14 protein-coding genes are annotated in these 15,439 nt (G+C 69.0%); 4 read left to right on the plus strand and 10 right to left on the minus strand.

Annotated elements, in window-relative coordinates; all coding sequences use genetic code 11:
- The 7 genes from G3N92_RS09760 to G3N92_RS09790 form a co-directional block, all read right to left on the minus strand.
- Nucleotides 1-783 carry a DNA-binding domain-containing protein gene (locus G3N92_RS09760; RefSeq protein ID WP_241014695.1) on the minus strand — a complete coding sequence of 261 codons (783 nt, stop codon included), beginning with the start codon at nucleotides 781-783 and terminating at the stop codon, nucleotides 1-3.
- Complete coding sequence (locus G3N92_RS09765) at nucleotides 776-1,630, minus strand: DUF692 domain-containing protein (RefSeq protein WP_206127254.1); 855 nt, start codon at nucleotides 1,628-1,630, stop codon at nucleotides 776-778. Before G3N92_RS09765 ends, G3N92_RS09760 begins: the two co-directional genes overlap by 8 nt.
- 57 nt (nucleotides 1,631-1,687) lie before the next feature.
- A complete protein-coding gene (locus tag G3N92_RS09770) occupies nucleotides 1,688-1,999 on the minus strand; it encodes a DUF2282 domain-containing protein (protein WP_206127255.1) in 312 nt (103 codons plus the stop codon).
- Between the two features lie 397 nt (nucleotides 2,000-2,396).
- Nucleotides 2,397-3,407, minus strand: coding sequence for a nitronate monooxygenase (locus G3N92_RS09775; RefSeq protein WP_206127256.1), 1,011 nt, complete (start codon nucleotides 3,405-3,407; stop codon nucleotides 2,397-2,399).
- A gap of 3 nt (nucleotides 3,408-3,410) precedes the next feature.
- The gene (locus G3N92_RS09780; protein ID WP_206127257.1) at nucleotides 3,411-3,965 is read right to left on the minus strand and encodes a cytochrome b/b6 domain-containing protein; all 555 of its coding nucleotides are present in this window, start codon (nucleotides 3,963-3,965) and stop codon (nucleotides 3,411-3,413) included.
- 38 nt (nucleotides 3,966-4,003) lie between these two features.
- Entirely contained in the window at nucleotides 4,004-5,677 is a 1,674-nt protein-coding gene (gene actP, locus G3N92_RS09785; protein ID WP_206127258.1) for a cation/acetate symporter ActP, read from the minus strand.
- Nucleotides 5,674-6,078, minus strand: a complete 405-nt coding sequence (locus G3N92_RS09790) for a DUF485 domain-containing protein (RefSeq protein WP_346778325.1) — start codon at nucleotides 6,076-6,078, stop codon at nucleotides 5,674-5,676. Before G3N92_RS09790 ends, actP begins: the two co-directional genes overlap by 4 nt.
- 149 nt (nucleotides 6,079-6,227) lie before the next feature.
- Here G3N92_RS09790 and G3N92_RS09795 point away from each other — a divergent pair, with 149 nt between their 5' ends.
- Complete coding sequence (locus G3N92_RS09795; RefSeq protein ID WP_206127260.1) at nucleotides 6,228-7,172, plus strand: LysR family transcriptional regulator; 945 nt, start codon at nucleotides 6,228-6,230, stop codon at nucleotides 7,170-7,172.
- A 63-nt stretch (nucleotides 7,173-7,235) separates the two neighbouring features.
- On the opposite strand, the gene G3N92_RS09800 is transcribed toward G3N92_RS09795, so the two are convergent.
- On the minus strand, nucleotides 7,236-7,877 hold the full coding sequence (locus tag G3N92_RS09800) for a DsbA family oxidoreductase (RefSeq protein WP_206127261.1): 642 nt from the start codon (nucleotides 7,875-7,877) through the stop codon (nucleotides 7,236-7,238).
- 165 nt (nucleotides 7,878-8,042) lie between these two features.
- Entirely contained in the window at nucleotides 8,043-9,176 is a 1,134-nt protein-coding gene (locus G3N92_RS09805; RefSeq protein WP_206127262.1) for an amidase, read from the minus strand.
- 397 nt (nucleotides 9,177-9,573) lie between these two features.
- Between G3N92_RS09805 and G3N92_RS09810 the strand changes: the two genes are divergently transcribed.
- Nucleotides 9,574-11,163 (plus strand): methyl-accepting chemotaxis protein, encoded by a 1,590-nt coding sequence (locus G3N92_RS09810; RefSeq protein ID WP_206127263.1) that lies wholly within the window; start codon nucleotides 9,574-9,576, stop codon nucleotides 11,161-11,163.
- 30 nt (nucleotides 11,164-11,193) lie between these two features.
- Here G3N92_RS09810 and G3N92_RS09815 read toward each other — a convergent pair whose 3' ends face one another.
- Complete coding sequence (locus G3N92_RS09815) at nucleotides 11,194-12,090, minus strand: hypothetical protein (protein WP_206127264.1); 897 nt, start codon at nucleotides 12,088-12,090, stop codon at nucleotides 11,194-11,196.
- Nucleotides 12,091-12,396: 306 nt separating this feature from the next.
- Between G3N92_RS09815 and G3N92_RS09820 the strand changes: the two genes are divergently transcribed.
- Both G3N92_RS09820 and G3N92_RS09825 read left to right on the plus strand, forming a co-directional pair.
- On the plus strand, nucleotides 12,397-14,379 hold the full coding sequence (locus tag G3N92_RS09820; RefSeq protein WP_206127265.1) for a sigma-54-dependent Fis family transcriptional regulator: 1,983 nt from the start codon (nucleotides 12,397-12,399) through the stop codon (nucleotides 14,377-14,379).
- Between the two features lie 204 nt (nucleotides 14,380-14,583).
- A partial coding sequence (locus G3N92_RS09825) for an NAD(+)/NADH kinase (RefSeq protein ID WP_206127266.1) occupies nucleotides 14,584-15,439 on the plus strand: 856 nt, incomplete at its 3' end.

A 15,439-nucleotide genomic window follows, 5' to 3' on the forward strand; every position in this document is an offset into this window, starting at 1 on the left:
TCAAGCTCCTGAACGAATCGAGGTAAAGGCGCCGGCGGCGATCATGCCGGCGAGGTTGGCGGACAGATCGAACGCCGCATCGGCTTCGAGCGCCTGCGCGGCGGCCGCGCCGAACGGCTCGCCGTCGAACAGCGCCGACAGGAACGCGGCCCCGCCCGGCGGCAGGCGCGAGACGGTCACCTCGTCGGCGGCGCGCGTGATCAGCGCATCTTCCGGCGTGCTCGAAACGAGCGGCGTGACAGGGCCGTCGCCGCGATTCATGACGAAGATCGACACGGCGGGAAACCGCGAGCGCGTCACGCGCGCGGCGGCGTGGCGCACGAAGCGCAAATCCATCAGCGCATCGGGTGCGACCTGCGCGAGCGCGGCGAGGCTCAGCGGCGGCTGATCCTCGGCGTGATACGCGTCGAGCCAGGCGCGTTCGATACGCGCGACATCGGCCAGCCACGGTATCTCGGCGGCATACGGATAGCGCTCGATGAACGCGGGGAACGCGTAGCCGTATTCGAACAACAGCGGCGATGCGGGCGGCGTGTCGCGCACGTGAAAGCGCGCCATCGCCCGAAAGAATTCCACGCCCGTGATGCGCTGCACGGCCGGGTAGATGGCCGCGAGCGCATCGATCAGGCTCACGGTCACGTTGTTGCGGTAGACGTTGTAGCGTTTCTCGACACCCTTGCGGTCCGGCGCGATCGCGTCGGCGGGCGGCGGGCAAGCGGGGTCGAGCAGCCCGGCCGCGAAGCCGTGCATCGGTGCGTCGGCGGTATGTGCGCGATCAGGCATGAGCGGGCACCTCGCCGAGCGCGCCGCGCATCACCGTGGCCGCACGTTGCGCTTCGGCGCGCAGCACCGGCCAGGCGGGCAATGCGCTGTCCCATTCGATCAGCGTCGGGATGCCCGAGGTGCGGGCGATCACATCGGCATAGAGCGTCCAGACCGGATCGGCCACGTGGCGATCGTGACTGTCGATCAGCAGCGGCGCGTCCTCGTCGTCGCGTTGTTCGCTATGCCCGGCCAGATGAATCTGTCCGACGTGTTCGAGCGGAAACGCGGCGAGGTAGGCCTCGGCCGAGCGGCGCTGATTGCACGCGGATACGAATACGTTGTTGATGTCGAGCAGCAGCCCGCAGCCGGTGTGCGTGGCCACCGCCCGCAGGAAATCGACCTCGCTCATCGTCGAGGTGGAAAACGCTACGTAGGTCGAAGGATTTTCGAGCAGGATGCGCCGCTGCAGCGTGTCCTGCACCTGATCGACATGCGCGCAGACGGTGGCGAGCGTCTGCGCGTTATACGGGAGCGGCAGCAGATCGTTGAAGAACGTGCCTTCATGCGACGACCACGCCAGATGCTCGGACACCAGCATCGGTTCATAGCGGGCGACGAGCGCCTGCAGCCGCGCGAGATGGCGCGCATCGAGCGGCCCGCGGCCGCCGATCGACATGCCCACGCCATGCACCGACAGCGGATGATCGCGCCGTATCGCGGCGAGCGCGCGGTGCGCGGGGCCGCCGTCGCCCATGTAGTTCTCGGCGTGCACCTCGAAGAACAGCCCGTCGGGCCGTTGCTCGCGGATCGCGGCGAGATGATCGTGCTTGAAGCTGACGCCGGCAAGCGGGGTGGACTGCGTCATGGCTGGTCGGGGGACGGCTGGCTGCCGTCCCCGCTCCTCTGATAGGGCTTGCGTGGATCAGGACTTCAGCGGCGTCAGCGAACCGTGGCCGCCGCCCGGCACTTGAATGCCGGTGCACGTGCCGCCTTGAACGAACTTCCACGAATTGCCCTGGAAATCGACCGTCGAGGTGCCTTGGCACGTCGTGCCCGGGCCGGCGGCGCAATCGTTCTGGCCTTTGAGCGCGACGCCGTAGCATTGCTCCTTGTGCGCGCCGTGCGCGGCGGCTTCCTCGGCCTTGGTCAGCGGTGCGGCGTGGGCGGCGGTGGCGAGCAGGCCGGCAACGGCGCTGAGGAGCAGGGCGGACGTGACTTTGGTGTTCGACGACATGAGATTCTCCGGTATTTGAGTGGGCGCACCCACATTGGGTACGCTCATCAATTCGCCGGCGCGGGGAATCGGGTTACAGGCGATGCGAAATTTTTTCGAAGCCGATCGTCGTCGCGTTCGGCGACATGTGGCATCTGCAATGATCGATGGACGGTGCGGGGTGTCGGCGGCCCGGTGTCCGGGACCGAACCGCCGCGGTGCGCGCCACGCCGACCATCGACCATCCGTTTGCAGGTGGAATCACCGAGCTGGATCCGGAAGACCGATCCGACCTGCATCGTCAAGGCGCGGCTCGAGCATCGCGCGGCATGGCTGCACTCGCGCGGCGGGTGAGGCGAGCCATCGGCGGAATGGCGGGCCGAAGCGGCGACCAACGCCGCATCGGCTCGCCGCTCGCTCAGGCGGCCTGATGATCGGCCAGCGGCGCCGGATGCATGCGCGCGTAGCGGCGCACGTCCCAGTTCAGATCCAGCTCGGCGTGCGAGAGCCCCGCGATCAGTTCGGCCATGCGCTCGGCCGCCGGCATGACGCGGTCGATCTTGCCCACGCCCTGGCCTGCATATAACGACAGCTTTTGCGCCATCTTCGGCTTGTCGATGGCGCGTGCGCCGCCGCCGATCAGCCGCAACAGGTTCCACTTGTCGCGATTCGGAATCACGCGGTGCGGCGTGCCGTATTTCCAGCCGAACGAATAGCCGGTGCGGTATTCGGTGTCGTCCACGGTGGCGTCGACGATCTTCTGCCGGTAGAGCGGGTGTGCGTTCGATTCCTCGGTGGCGACGAACGCCGTGCCCACCAGCACGCCCGCCGCGCCCAGGCGCATCATCGCGCGCACGTCGTGCCGGTTGACGATTCCGCCCGCGGCCAGCACCGGCCGCCCCTGCGCGATCTCGATCAGCGACGCGAGCAGCGGCATCACGCCGATCGTGCCGCGGTTCAGGTGCCCGCCGCTTTCGCTGCCCTGCGCCACGACGATGTCCGCGCCGCTGTTCAGCGCGCGGCGCGCCAGCGCGACCGAGCCGGTCTGCACCATCACCAGCAGCCCCGCATCCTTGGCCCGCATGATCATGTCCGAATGCGCCTCGGCATAGAACAGCGACAGCATGCGCGGGCGCTCCTGCAGGATCACCTGGAACTGCGCCTCGAACACGTCGGGGCCGCCGAACGACGGCACGAGATTGACGCCGAACGGGCGGCCGGTCATCTCGCGCGTCTCCCGGATCCAGGTGCGCAGCGTCCTGGGCGGCAGCCGCAGGCCGCCGAGGGTGCCCATGCCGCCGGCGTTGGCCACGGCCGCGACGAGCTTCGGCCCGGAGATGGCGGCCATGCCGCCGAGGAACACGGGGTAGTCGATCCCGCACAGTTGCGTGACGCGATTCCCGGGGAAATGCGATTTGTACGTGCTCATGGTTTAGAGCTCCACACGTTTGCCAAGCATGCGCTTGAGTGCCTCGTTTCTGAGGATGAAATGGTTCTTGAGCGCCCCGAACAGATGCAGCGCGAGGCCCGCGAGAAACGCGATCGAACCGGCGTCGAACAAGAACGCGACCACCGCATGCGCGGCATGGTTCGCGGCGAACGGCGTCGGAATGTCCAGCCCGCCCGGCAACGGCGTGGCCTGCCCGGCGGTGGCGTTGGCCAGCCACGCGGCGAACGGCAGCAGCACCATGGCGAGCGCCAGCGCCGCGGCCACCGAGCGGCTCACGATCACCTCGATCGGGTTCGGCGTGCCGACCGGCAGCGGATGCCACGACGTGACGCGCTGCCAGAACCGGTAGATCGACACTGCGAACAGCACGAGGCCGAGCGCATTGCGTGCGCGCAGCAGCGCCGCGTGCTGCGCCGGATCCACGCCGGCCGCAAGCAGCGCGGCGAGCACGAGGATCGCGAGCAGCAGCGCGGCGATCAGCCAGTGCAGCGCAATCGTGATCGGGGAAAAGCCGAGGCCGTTGTCTCTGAGTTGCATGGTCGTCTCCTTCAGGTAGGTCGGTGGGCGGCGCGCGCTCAATGGCTGACCGTCTGCGACGCGCCGATGCCCGTCTGCGCGCGGAAGAACTGTTCGTCGAAGCCGGCCCGGTCGCGCGCCGCGCGGTGGCTGCGATCCGTGACCGAGCCTAGCCAGCAGCCCAGCACGGCGATGCCGGTCGAGACGATGGCGGGATAGTCGTACGGGAAGATCGCGTGCGAGTGCCCGAGGATCGCCACCCACACCGCCGGCGAGAGCACCACCAGCCCCACCGAGCTGATCAGGCCGGCGAGGCCGCCGATCAGCGCGCCGCGCGTCGTCAGCCCCCTCCAGTACATCGACAGCGCGAGGATCGGGAAATTGACCGAGGCGGCGATGCCGAACGTCAGCGCCACCAGGAACGCGATGTTCTGGCCTTTGAACAGGATCCCGAGCACCACCGCGATCAGGCCGATGCCGGTGGAGGCCCAGCGCGAGACGCGCTTTTCGGCGGCCGGATCGGCCCGGTTCCGCTTCAGCACCTTGACGTAGAGATCGTGCGAGATCGCCGACGTGCCGGCCATGGTCAGACCCGACACCACGGCCAGGATCGTGGCGAACGCGATGGCCGACAGGAAGCCGAGGAACAGGTCGCCGCCGAGCGCCTTGGCGAGATACATGACGGGCATGTTGTTGCCGCCGATCAGCTTGCCGCCGAGCCGGCCGCCTTCGAAGAACGCCGGGTTCTGGCCGACGATCGTGATCGCGGCCAGGCCGAGCACCACGATCACGAGAAAGAAGAAGCCGATGAAGCCCGTCGCGACGAACACCGATTTGCGCGCCTGCCTGGCGTCGGGCACCGTGAAGAAGCGCATCAGGATGTGCGGCAGCCCGGCCGTGCCGAACACCAGGCCCACCGAGAGCGACAGCATCGCGATCGGATCCTTCGCCAGCTTGCTCGGCATGGCGATGCTGGCGGCGTTCGCGTGCACGGCCGCCGCGCGCTCGAGCAGGCTGTCCAACGAGAAGCCGAACCGGCTCAGGGCGAGGACGGCGAGCAGGGTGCCGCCGAACAGCATCAGCACGGCCTTGACGATCTGCACCCAGGTGGTGGCGACCATGCCGCCGAACGTCACGTACACCGCCATCAGCAGGCCCACCAGGATCACGGCGTAGTGATACGGCAGCCCGAACAGCAGCTCGATCAACTGGCCCGCGCCCACCATCTGCACGACGAGGTAGAAGCACACCACCGTCAGCGAGCCGAGCGCCAGCAGCGTGCGGATCGGCGTGTGCGCGAGCCGGAACGAGGCGATGTCGGCCAGCGTCACCTGCCCGAGATTGCGGATCCGCTCGGCGAACAGGAACAGCAGCAGCGGCCACGCGATGAAGAAGCTGACCGCGTAGATCATGCCGTCGTAGCCGTTGAAGAAGATCATGCTGGTCAGCCCCAGCAGCGCGGCGGCGGACATGTAGTCGCCGGCCAGCGCGAGGCCATTCTGGAAGCCGCTGATCCGGCCGCCCGCCGTGTAGAAATCGGTCATCGAGCGGGTGCGGGCCGCGGCCCACCAGGTGATGCCGAGCGTGGCCGCGACGAACGCGAGGAACATCGCCACCACTGTCGGGTTGACCGATGCCGCCTTCTCGACGGGCGCAGTCAGCGTGGCGCAGAACGCCGGCAGTGCAGGCGCGAGCAGCCCGGCCGGCAGGCCGAATCGGGCGAGCCGGATCATGACGCCACCCCCGTGTCGAGCTGCCGCGACAGCCGCTCGAATTCCCCGTTGGCGTAGCGCACGTACAAACCGGTCAGCAGCCACGCGCCGACGATCAGCAGGCCGCCGGCGATCCAGCCTACCGTGATCGCGCTGCCGCCGTGAATGCGCGTGGCGAGCGCGGCCGGCTTGCAGGCCGCGACCAGCACGAACAGGTAATAAGGCACCAGCGTCGATGCCGTCAGCCAGGTCACGATGGTTCTGCGCCGGCTGACGAGCCGAAGAAACGCGGGCGAACGCGGTGCGGCAGCGGGTGAAGCGACTGTCTCCATGGGGTGTCTCCGTCTGTTTGTTGCTTTTGTTGTGTCGACGATAGAGCGCGCGTCAAGCCGCTTCAAATGATGATTGGTGATGCTTGCCATCGCTGCCAGTGAAGTGCCGGCGTGGGCGGGGCGCGATGGCGCGCGTGCCGCGGTCTCGGTGTTTACGGCACTACAGCCGGTGCGATCGATGTTCTATGGTGATATTCGGCATTGCATCGATCACCGATAGAGATGATGAGGTATCACTCATGGAGCTGCGTCACCTGAAGTTCTTTTGCGCGATCGCCGATTGCGGCAGCTTCACGGCCGCGGCCGAACGGGTCTGCACGGTGCAATCCAACATCACGATGCGCGTGCGCGAACTCGAAGCGGAGTTGGGCCAGCAACTCTTCATCCGCTACAAGAGCGGCGTGGTGCTGACCTCGGCGGGCGAGACGTTTCTCGGTTACGCGCGGCGCGTGCTGCATCTGATCGAGGAGAGCCGCAGCGCGTTGTCGGGCATGTCCGCGCCCACCGGGCGCTTGCGCCTCGGCTCGATGGAGACGACGGCCGCGATCCGCCTGCCGCGCGTGCTGACGCGCTATCGCAACCGCTATCCCGACGTGCAACTGTCGCTGCTGACCGGCACCACCGTGGAACTGATCAAGGCGGTCGAGGCGCACCGGATCGACGGCGCGTTCGTCGGCGGGTTTCACGACAACACGCATCTCGTGCAGGAGGCGGTGTTCCAGGAAGAGCTCGTGCTGGTGAGCCACCGCGAACATGGCTCGCTCGCGGCCGTCACGCAATCGATGTCGACGCAGACGGTGCTGGTGTTCCGCACCGGCTGCTTCTACCGCTCGACGCTCGAGCACTGGTTCTACCAGGCGGGCCTGGTGCCGCATCAGGTGCTGGAACTGGGCACGCTCGACGGCATTCTGTCGTGCGTCGCGGCGGGCATGGGCGTGACGCTGCTGCCGCGCGCCGTGGCGGAGCAGCACGCGGTGGCGGGCGAGATCCGTTGCCATGCGTTGCCGCCGGAGCTGGCGATCGTGAAGACCGTGTTCGTCCGCCGCAACGATGAATTCGTGATGCCCGCGCTGGCCGAATTCCTGAACCTCGTCCATGCCGTGTTCGACGGCACGGACGATACGCCCGCCGGCCGCAACGACATCGTGCCCGGGGTGTTCGCGGCCGGGTTGCCCGCGGCGTGAGCGGCTGGCGGCTGGCGATTGCGTCGCCGGCAAGCCGCCCGTATCGATTCGGATACCCAACCGTCAGCTTGCTGCCAGCACCTGACGAATCGCGTGCTCGAACGCTTCCACCGGTTGCGCGCCGGTCAGCAGGTACCGGTCGTCGAGAATGATCGACGGCACCGAGTGAACGCCCATCGTCTGATATTTCCGTTCTTCCTGGCGCACCTCGTTGGCGTAGTCCCCGCGTTGCAACACCAGCCGCGCTTGCGTGCCGTCCAGGCCGGCCGACACCGCCGCCTCCACCAGCACGTTCTGGCTGCTCGGCGATTTGCCTTCGCCGTGATAGAGCCTGAGCAGCGCCTTCTTGAGCGCGATCTGCTTGCCCTGCAGGCTGGCCCAGTGAAGCAGGCGATGCGCGTCGAACGTGTTGTGGATGCGCGTGCGCGGGCCGAACGCGAAGCCGACCTCGGCGCCTTTCTGGCGCAGCATGACCTGCGCCTGGGCGACCTGCTGCGGCGTGCGGCCGTATTTCCTGCCGATGTGCTCGACGATGTCTTCGCCGTCGGCCCCCATCTGCGGGTTCAGTTCGAACGGATGCATGACGAGTTCGGCGTCGACGGCGTTGCCCAGGCGTTCGAGCGCGCGTTCCAGCGACGACAGGCCGACGGCGCACCACGGGCATGCGACATCCGAGACGAAATCGATCTTGAGCGTTTTTTTCATTGCGTTTGCGACGAGGAGAGAGGGGATCGCGGCTCGCCGCGATGCCGTCGATCGCGTTCGAGCCGCTGCTCGCCGATGCTGCCGGATCCGCGCGCCGTCTTGAAGCCGCTCAAATCGAGGTTCGCCTCCTCGAAAAATGGAGAGGCTCGGCGGCGCGCCTCGTGTTCAGCGCGCCAGCGACGCGGCGACATGCGCCGCCACCGCGCACACGCGCTCGTCGTCGCCGCGACGCCCGACGATCTGCAGGCCGGCCCGCAACGGGAACGTGTCGACCTCGATCGGCAGCGACAGCGCGGGGTGGCCGCTCAGGTTGAACGGGCGAATCAGCGACGACATCGTGATGACCGAGGCGCCGCTTCGCGCGGCTTCCACCGTGATCGGAAAATCGGGCAGGGTGGGCATCACGATCACGTCGACCGCATCCAGCGTGCGATCGACGGCCTCGATGAAACGCGCGCGCACCCGGTTGGCTGCCGCGAGCATGTCCGGCGTCGTGGCGGTGGCGGCCTGCAGGCGCGTTTCGACATCCGCGCCGAGCCACCCGCGGCCCAGCAGATGCGCGAACGCGCGTGCGTTCTCGGCGTTGATCACCGCCAGGCCGGCGTCGAATGCCTCGCCGAAGCCGTCCAGCGTGACGGCGGTGGCGGGATTGCCGCTGGCGTGCACCGCGCGCGCCACCGCTGCCGCGATTTCCGGACGCGCGGCCACTGTGGCGATGCCGATGCGCGCCGTGGCGGCGTGGCCGCGTGCGGCGGCCGCGTCGAAATCCGGCGCAATGGCGAGCATCACGCGCACCAGCGTATCGACGTCGCGCGCCAGCGGCCCGACGCAATCGAGCGTGGAGTCCGCGGGCGCGACGCCGAGCCGCGAGACGCGGCCGAACGTCGGCTTGAGCCCCATCACGCCGCAGCAGGCCGCCGGCCCGCGAACCGAGCCGCCGGTATCGGTGCCGAGCGCCGCATCGGCGAGCTTGAAGCCGACCGCCGCCGCCGAGCCGCTCGACGATCCGCCGGGGACATGGGCCGGGCCCTGCGGGTTGAGCGGCGTGCCGGCGAAGTCGTTGATGCCGGTCATGCCGTAGGCGAGCTCGTGCGTCGTGGTCTTGCCGACGATCCGCCAGCCGGCGTCGAGCACGCGCTGCACGGCCTCGGCGTGATGCCGAGCCGGCGCGGCGCCGGCCAGCGCGCGGCTGCCGCACACGGTGGGGTAGCCCGCGATGTCGATCGTGTCCTTGATCGCGATGGTGGGGCTGTCGGTGCGCTCGCCGCCGAGCGACAGCGTCTGCGTGAAAATCGTCATGGGATGTCTCGTGGTGAGGCGGGCAGGCGTTGCCGCTGCCCGGCAGGTGCAAACATGAGGAAGGCGCCGCGCTTCGATTCCGGCCGCCGGTCGCGTCAACCTACACGCAAACGGCTGCATCGGGAATGCCGATCCGCGATGCGTTCCGACGACGCGCTTTCGAACCGGTCTTTCGCACGTCGGCGGCGAACGACACGCGCCACCGCCGAAAGCGCATGCATTCGTTCGCCAGGATGGTACAGAAAATGGCGTTTCGAATCATGGCGATGCGTGCTGCCGCGCGTTGCGCCGCAGCCATCGCGCGACGGCGCGCCGGGCGGTCTCTACCATGCTGCGAGCCCACGGCGGCCCGCCGTTTCGAATCGATCCGCATCGCGTGCGATGCCCCAACCCGCCCATGTCGACACTCTCCTTCTCAAAACGGCTCTGGATTCAGTTGTTCGTGAGCCTGGCCTGCATCCTGGCCGTCGCCGCGTTCAGCATCGTCGAAATGCGCGCGGTGCGTATCGAGGAACGCCAGGGGATGCTGCAGCGCGTGTCCGATACGGCGATGTCGATCATCAGACACTACGGCGACAGGGCGCAGCGCGGCGAACTGTCGAACCAGCAGGCGCAGGCCGAGGCATTGGCGGCCGTGCGCGTGCTGCGCTATGGCGCGAACGGCTATTTCTCGATCGCGGATCGGGACGTGAACATCCTGCTCAGCCCATACAAGCCGCAACTCGAACACACCAACGCCGCGCAAATGGTGGACAGGAACGGCTTTCATGTCTGGGCGGAAAGCGTGCGCATCGCGCGCAGCGAAGGGCACGGCTTCGTCCGTTACGTGTGGCCGAAGCCGGGCGGCAGCGGCGAGGTGCCGAAGATGAGCTATGTGGCGGAATATGCGCCGTGGGGGTGGATGCTGGTCACCGGCACCTACGTCGACGACATCAACGCTTCGGTCTACGAATCGGCGGTGCGCACGGTCACGGCGGTGCTGGTGCTGGCCGCGATGCTCGTCGCGGTGATGCTGGCGGTGAACCGCAGCCTGCGCAGGTCGCTCGGCGGCGAGCCCGAATATGCGGTCGAGATCGCCCGGCTGATCGCGGGGCACGACCTGTCGGCGCCGGTGCGGCCCGAGGGCGGCGACGCGTCGAGCCTCGTGCATTCGATGCGGGAGATGCAGCGCCAACTGGCCGGCATCATCGCATCGGTGAAGGCGCTGGCCGAGGCGATCTCCACCGGCAGTTCGGAAATCGCGGCGGGCAATCTCGACCTGTCGCAGCGCACCGAACGGCAGGCCGCGGCGCTCGAGCAGACGGCTGCGAGCATGGAGGAACTGAACGCCACCGTCGGCAAGACCGACGAGAACGCCACGGCGACGCAGGCGGTCGTTCACGACACCTTGCTCGCGGCGCGGGCCGGATCGGAGGTGGTCGCGCAGATGGTGGCGTCGATGCACGAGATCGACCGCGAGGCGGCGCGGATTTCCGGCATCGTCGACCTGATCGACAGCATCGCATTCCAAACCAACATCCTGTCGCTCAACGCGGCCGTCGAGGCGGCGCGCGCCGGCGAGCAGGGGCGAGGCTTCGCCGTGGTCGCCGCCGAGGTGCGCACGCTGGCGCAGCGTTCGTCGACCGCCTCGAAGGAAATCGCGGCGCTGATCGCCAACTCGCGCAACGGCGTGGAAAAGGGTGCGCGCTACGCGCAGCAGGCCGGCGCAGCGATGAACGAGATCGAAGGCGCGGTGCGGCGCATGACGTCCAGCACCTCGGAGATTCTCGATGCGTCGAAGGAACAGAGTTCGGGGATCGCCCAGATCAGCATCGCGGTGGCCGAAATCGACAAGGCGACTCAACAGAATGCGGCGCTCGTCGAGCAGATCGCGGCGGCGGCGAGCGCGCTCGAGACGCAGGCGGCCGCGCTGCGGACCCAGGTCGCGTCGTTCAGGCTTCCGAGCGACGTGCGGGGCGAGGCGTACGAGGCGTACGAGGCGGCCTAGGCGCCGCCTGGCTCGCTCCGCGGCCGATGCTCAGTCGTCGTCCGGCACGCGCCGGAACATCACGCCAATGTGATCCATGATCTTCAGGTAATCGCCGGCCGACAACTGTTCCGCGTCGTGTTCGCTGGCGGCGTCGGCGCCGATCTCTTGCGCGAGCGAGCGGAACGGCGGCAGCGCGCGTTCGTCGCGATGCTCGCCGTCGTGGCCGAAGTAGGTGCGAATCAGCGTTTCGGCCTGCGCGAGACGCGGGATGTACGTGCGGCCCTGCGCGACCTGCTCGGGCGTGCCGCGGCCCAGCGATTGCCGGTCGGTCTGCAGATCGTCGAGCCCGAGGCTTGGCCGCGCCTGATGAATGCTGGCGGTGTGCGCCTGTTCCGCGGCCGAGCGCTGGTCGCCGCGCGACAGCACCGCCGACGACGGCGCCGTCGGGCCGAGGTTCAGGCTGGCGGGCGAGGCGTTCATGACCGCGTCGAACCCCTGAAACAGGTGATCGCGCCAGTTGGGCTCGGCCATGCCGTCGAACAGTTGCCGGCGCGGGTCGGCGCTGGGCGGGGCCGCGTGCGTGCGAGGCTGCGGGGCACGCGGCAGCGGAGCGCGCCGCGTGTTGCCGCCCGGCGCGCGCGGCGGCGCGGGCGGTGCCGATTGTGCTGGGCGTGTTGGTCGGGCATCGAGCGACAGGTTCGTCATGGCGCTGTCGAGGCTTTGAAACACGCTCGGGCTCGCGCGCAGGCGGGAATCGGTCTCGATCATGCCGCGGCCCGATTCGGCGTTTTCCTGCATGCGGCGGCGCGTCAAGTCCTGCAACGGCCCGCCGATGACCTGGCTGACCGGCGCGGCGTTCGGCGCGGCGCGCTGGCCGTTTTCGGGCTGGCGATCCTGGTCGGATCGAGTGGCTGGCGTGTTGGCTCCGGTGCGGCGGACGTCCATGAAATTGATCCCGATGTCTTCCGGATGACGGAGGGTTGAGCGGCAAACCGCGATCATCCCGCGCGCGGGCCGATCCGCCCCCGGCGATCACGAAGCGCGGTGCCGGCCTGCGAAGCGGCAGGCGCGCTTCGGCCGCCGAACCGCCCGCATCGCGCCCCGCACCGCAGCAGCGGCGTCGTATTGCGGCATCCAGTGCCCTCGGCTACATTAACAGCCCAGTCTGGACACGGCGGGGGCTTCGCGAGGCGCCACCCGCCTGCCGGCCGGCGCCGCACCACGCAGGCGCCGTGCACACAGGAGACAACGATGGACGTGCGGCAACGCGATCACATCGAAACGGTGGTCCTCGCGACCACCGGCGAATTACCGGCGGCCATCCGGTCGCACGATGCGCTGATCCAGAGTTCGTGGCGGCGCTGCGTGCATCAATACGGGCTCGATCCGGCCCGCATGCAGGAAGCGCGCATCCTGCCGCCCATTCGTTTGCGCGAACACCAGCAACGCATCGACGATTTCACGCGCATCGCGCGCCACGGCCTCGAAACGCTGCACGGCCAGGTGGCCGGCATGGGGTACGTGGTACTGCTGACCGATGCCGACGGCGTGACCGTCGATTATCTCGGCGACGCCAATGCCGATGCCGCGCTGCGGCGCGCCGGCCTCTATCTCGGCGCGGAATGGAGCGAGGACGGCGCGGGCACCTGCGCCGTGGGCACCGCGCTGGCGGCCGGGCAGGCGCTCACCGTGCACCAGGCCGATCACTTCGACGCCACGCACATTCCGCTGACCTGCACCGCCGCGCCGCTGTTCGATTCCTACGGCCGGCTCACGGCGATCCTCGACATCTCCGCGCTCAGTTCCCCGCAGGCCAAGTACAGCCAACTGCTCGCGCTGCAACTGGTGCGCATGTACGCGAACCAGATCGAGGACGCGTATTTCCTGCGCCGCCACCGGCAGGACTGGGTGCTCAAGCTGAGCCCCGCGCCCGAATTTCTCGAAGTCAATCCCGAGTACCTGATCGCGCTCGACGCCGACGGCCGCATCGCCGGCCACAACCGCCGCGCGCAGCAGGCGCTGATGGCCGACGCCGGCCTGCACGCGCCGCCGCTGCTCGGCCAGCGCTTCGAGGCGCTGTTCGACGCGCTGCCGGAAGATTTGGGGCGCTTCGTCTATTCGCGCCCGAGCGAGCAGCGCGTGGTGCGGCTCCATCGCGGCGGCCGCGCGCTGTACCTGAGCGTCATGCCGCCGGTGCCGGGTCTGCCCAGCGCGATGCGCGCCGCCGCGCCGCCGCTGCCCGCCGAACTGGCCGCGCTGTGCGGCGGCGATGCGGCGTTGCAGCAGCAGTTGCAGCGCGCGGCCAAGCTGATCGATTCGCCGATCAACCTGCTGATCAACGGCGAGACGGGCAGCGGCAAGGAGTTTCTGGCGAAGGCGCTGCATCGCGCCAGCGCACGCCGCAACGGCCCGTTCATCGCGGTCAACTGTGCGGCGATTCCCGAAACGCTGATCGAGAGCGAACTGTTCGGACACCTGCCGAACAGTTTCTCGGGCGCCGGCTCGCGGGCCAAGCGCGGGCTGATCGAGGAGGCGAACGGCGGCACGCTGTTTCTCGACGAGATCGGCGACATGCCGCGCGAATTGCAGTCGCGCCTGCTGCGCGTGCTGTCCGAGGGCGAGGTGCTGGCGATCGGCGCGTCGCGCCCGGTGCCGGTGGATATTCGTGTGATTTCCGCGACGCATCATGCGCTCGACCGGCTGATCGGCGGCGGCCAGTTCCGCGAGGATCTGTATTACCGGCTCAACGGCGCGCGCGTGACGCTGCCGCCGCTGCGCGAGCGCGGCGATCTGGATTGGCTGGTGCGCAAGCTGCTCGCCGCGCCGGGCGCCGAGCCGGGCTACACGCTGTCGGCGGCGGCGCGCGAGCGGCTGCATCGCCACCGCTGGCCCGGCAACCTGCGCGAACTGCGCAACGCGCTCGAATACGCGCGCGCCGTGTGCGATCGCCATCATATCGAGGCGCACGATCTGCCCGACGGGATCGGCGACGGCGCCGATGCCGCCGATGCAGCGGCAGCCGATGCGCCGCCCCGGCCCGCGCTCGCCGATCATGCCGATGGCCCGCCCGCCCTGCCGCCCGAGGCCGCGCTGCTCATGCAGTATCTGCGCGCGGCCGGCTGGAACCTCAGCGCCGTCGCGCGGCAGATCGGCATCAGCCGCATGACGCTGTACCGCCGCATGGCGCGCTACGGCATCCAGTCGCCGAATCGCAGCGATACCGGCCCGCACTGACCACCGCGATACGCCTGTCCCATCCGATGCACCTGCCGCTGTGACACCTGTCACGGCGGCGGTGCGCCGCGCCGCGTTGCCTGCCCGGTTTCACGGGGTATTCCCCTAAATTTTTCGCGAATTTTCGTCGCCTGCGCGCCGATGCGGCACTGGCATGGCTGTTGCGTTAACGCTCTCCGTCAGAACAAGCCCATCGGAGCAAGCATGCGCGAACCCGTTCCGGTTCGTCCACCGCGGGTCGGCGTCATCGCCAACCCGGTGTCGGCGCGCGACATCCGCCGCGTGATCGCGAACGCGAACAGCCTGCAACTGGCCGACCGCGCCAACACCGTGCTGCGCCTGCTGAGCGGGCTGGCCGGCGGCGGCGTCGAACGCGTGCTGATGATGCCGGATCGCGAGGGCCTGCGCGTCATGCTGCAGCGGCACCTCGCGCGCGCGCAGGGGCCGGATGCAGCGCTGGCCGCGATCGATTATCTCGACATGCCCGTGACCGGCAGCGTGGACGACACGCTGCTCGCCGCGCGGCGCATGCGCGAGGCGGACGTGGCGGCGATCGTCGTGCTCGGCGGCGACGGCACCCATCGCGCCGTGGTGCGCGAATGCGGCGACGTGCCGATCGTCGGCCTCTCCACCGGCACCAACAACGCGTTCCCCGAGATGCGCGAATCCACCATCACCGGCCTGGCAACGGGCCTGTTCGCCAGCGGGCGCGTGCCGGCCGATCGTGCACTGGCGAGCAACAAGTGTCTCGACGTGACGATCCGCGCGCCGGGCGGCGCGCTGCGGCGCGATCTCGCGCTGGTGGATGCGGTGATCTCGCACGAGCGCTACATCGGCGCGCGCGCCGTATGGAAGGCCGACACGCTGAGCGCGGTGTACGTGTCGTACGCGAGCCCGCAGGCGATCGGCTTGTCCGCCATCGCCGGCCTGCTCGAACCGGTCGGCCGCGACGAGCCCGGCGGCCTCGCCATCGAGCTGGGCCGGCCCGGGCACTGCGCGTTCGAACTGCGCGCGCCGATCGCGCCGGGGCTGCTGGCGCCGGTGCCGATCGCCGCCTGGC

It is taken from the genome of Burkholderia sp. Ac-20379 (assembly GCF_017104645.1).
Lineage (GTDB): Bacteria > Pseudomonadota > Gammaproteobacteria > Burkholderiales > Burkholderiaceae > Burkholderia.

Bases quoted from the DNA above. Each gene is read 5' to 3' on its own strand.
- G3N92_RS09760 (WP_241014695.1), bottom strand. From the start codon at position 783: ATGCCTGATCGCGCACATACCGCCGACGCACCGATGCACGGCTTCGCG.
- G3N92_RS09765 (WP_206127254.1), bottom strand. From the start codon at position 1,630: ATGACGCAGTCCACCCCGCTTGCCGGCGTCAGCTTCAAGCACGATCAT.
- G3N92_RS09770 (WP_206127255.1), bottom strand. From the start codon at position 1,999: ATGTCGTCGAACACCAAAGTCACGTCCGCCCTGCTCCTCAGCGCCGTT.
- G3N92_RS09775 (WP_206127256.1), bottom strand. From the start codon at position 3,407: ATGAGCACGTACAAATCGCATTTCCCCGGGAATCGCGTCACGCAACTG.
- G3N92_RS09780 (WP_206127257.1), bottom strand. From the start codon at position 3,965: ATGCAACTCAGAGACAACGGCCTCGGCTTTTCCCCGATCACGATTGCG.
- actP (WP_206127258.1), bottom strand. From the start codon at position 5,677: ATGATCCGGCTCGCCCGATTCGGCCTGCCGGCCGGGCTGCTCGCGCCT.
- G3N92_RS09790 (WP_346778325.1), bottom strand. From the start codon at position 6,078: ATGGCAAGCATCACCAATCATCATTTGAAGCGGCTTGACGCGCGCTCT.
- G3N92_RS09795 (WP_206127260.1), top strand. From the start codon at position 6,228: ATGGAGCTGCGTCACCTGAAGTTCTTTTGCGCGATCGCCGATTGCGGC.
- G3N92_RS09800 (WP_206127261.1), bottom strand. From the start codon at position 7,877: ATGAAAAAAACGCTCAAGATCGATTTCGTCTCGGATGTCGCATGCCCG.
- G3N92_RS09805 (WP_206127262.1), bottom strand. From the start codon at position 9,176: ATGACGATTTTCACGCAGACGCTGTCGCTCGGCGGCGAGCGCACCGAC.
- G3N92_RS09810 (WP_206127263.1), top strand. From the start codon at position 9,574: ATGTCGACACTCTCCTTCTCAAAACGGCTCTGGATTCAGTTGTTCGTG.
- G3N92_RS09815 (WP_206127264.1), bottom strand. From the start codon at position 12,090: ATGGACGTCCGCCGCACCGGAGCCAACACGCCAGCCACTCGATCCGAC.
- G3N92_RS09820 (WP_206127265.1), top strand. From the start codon at position 12,397: ATGGACGTGCGGCAACGCGATCACATCGAAACGGTGGTCCTCGCGACC.